Source organism: Streptomyces sp. NPDC002130 (assembly GCF_040296465.1).
Classification (GTDB): Bacteria; Actinomycetota; Actinomycetes; order Streptomycetales; family Streptomycetaceae; genus Streptomyces.
This window is the reverse complement of the sequence record NZ_JBEOXI010000816.1, coordinates 1-1,456: the sequence shown is the minus strand read 5'-3', so window position 1 is coordinate 1,456 and position 1,456 is coordinate 1. Positions and strand designations below refer to the sequence as shown.

The following is a 1,456-nucleotide window of genomic DNA, read 5'->3' as shown; positions in this document are numbered from 1 at the left end:
GGGCCTCCTCTCGGGTCGTGGGGTCATGCGGTGGGGGTGGTCAGGGCGGCCAGGGGCAGTTCCAGGCGTACCTCCGTGCCCTGGGAGTGGCCGCCCTCGCCCAGTGAGCAACGGTCATGACTCCGGCGCTGTGCGCGATAAGGACCACCGGCCCGCCAACACTTGTCAGCACCTCGTCCAACGCCGCAACCCTTGCATCGCGGCTGAGCTTGTCGGTCTCGAGGGGAGGAACCGTCAGAACGTTGTCGAGCCTGCGCGCGAGGTGAGTCTGCCAATGATCCTCGACATGATCCCGCAGACCGGGAACCATTACTACCGTGGTTGATTCATTCATCATGAACTCCGAACGTCTGTTACTTCAGTGGCGCCGAGGCTTTCGGGCCCCTTCTGCAATGTCGCCAGCCGCCTCATTCCCGCCGGGTAGGCTCGCTTGCCCGCAATCAGTGCGAGGGCCGCGACGACATAGACGAAGGGTGAAAGCTGGAGCGCGCCGAGGAGGCCCAGGTGGTCGGCGAGAATGCCGACCACGAAGGGACCGAGAGCCAGTCCCAGAAGGTTGTTGGCAACGGTGAGCGTGCCCATAGCCGACGCTCGAATCGAATGATGGGTGAGGTTCGCGACCATCGCCGCTGTCGGCCCCGACGAACCGGCGGAGAAGAACGCACCGATACCGAGCAACACGAGTTGCGCTGTCCCCGTGCCCAACCGGAGCCCGATACTCAGCGTAACCAATGAGATGGCGCAATAGACGATGGCGGTGGTCCATTTCCGCGCCGAATCGTCGCGGCTGAATCTGTCTGTGATGAAACCGCAGACCACCATCCCGCTCCCGACCAGGAGGACGAACACGGAAGCCGTGACGCCGGCCTTGTCCGGGGCCAAATCGTAGTAGCGATTGAAGAAGCTCGGCAACCACGCCAGAAGTACAGCGGCGGTGAACATCTGGAGACCGCCACCGATGTAGGCGAACAACACGGCCGGATTGGTGAACAGCGATGACACCGGCGCCCGGAAACCGTCGTGTCTCGCCACTTCCCCGGCAGCATCCGGAGCGGCCTCGACGGCATAGGCAGTGAGTTTCTTCTCGGTGACGAGTGCACGGAAGAGTGCAACCAGGATCAGTCCGAAGATCGCCATGGCAGCAAAAGACCACCGCCAACTGAACTGAACTGCGATGAACCCGCCGATTGCCACACCGATGACCGAACCGAACGATCCACCCGCCATGAAGGCACCGGCAAGAGCTGCGTGCACGCGGGGCGCAAATACGCTGAGCACCACGGCGATACCCACACTGCCGTACGCCGCTTCACCGACACCGACCAGGAACCGGGCGCCCAACATCTGCTCGTAGGTCTGAGCTCACCTGGATCAGGATCCCGTTCCCCCTCCTGCGTCAGACGGCGTGGCTGCTGACGGCGGCGACGATCGCCTTCAACGGCGCGGCCGCGTGGCC

General features: G+C 63.6%; 2 protein-coding genes and 1 pseudogene. 1 reads left to right on the top strand and 2 read right to left on the bottom strand.

Annotation, left to right across the window (positions count from 1 at the left end):
- Positions 1-40: 40 nt before the first annotated feature.
- Both ABT116_RS45890 and ABT116_RS45885 read right to left on the bottom strand, forming a co-directional pair.
- The gene (locus ABT116_RS45890) at positions 41-310 is read right to left on the bottom strand and encodes an RBBP9/YdeN family alpha/beta hydrolase (RefSeq protein WP_351647115.1); all 270 of its coding nucleotides are present in this window, start codon (positions 308-310) and stop codon (positions 41-43) included.
- Between the two features lie 23 nt (positions 311-333).
- Complete coding sequence (locus ABT116_RS45885) at positions 334-1,344, bottom strand: MFS transporter (protein ID WP_351647113.1); 1,011 nt, start codon at positions 1,342-1,344, stop codon at positions 334-336.
- 17 nt (positions 1,345-1,361) lie between these two features.
- On the opposite strand from ABT116_RS45885, the pseudogene ABT116_RS45880 reads away from it, so the two are divergent.
- Positions 1,362-1,456, top strand: a pseudogene (locus ABT116_RS45880) (DUF2637 domain-containing protein); the annotation flags it as partial.

What these genes read in the sequence shown, in the direction of transcription:
- ABT116_RS45890 (WP_351647115.1), bottom strand. Translation starts at nt 310, where the DNA reads ATGGTTCCCGGTCTGCGGGATCATGTCGAGGATCATTGGCAGACTCAC.
- ABT116_RS45885 (WP_351647113.1), bottom strand. Translation starts at nt 1,344, where the DNA reads ATGTTGGGCGCCCGGTTCCTGGTCGGTGTCGGTGAAGCGGCGTACGGC.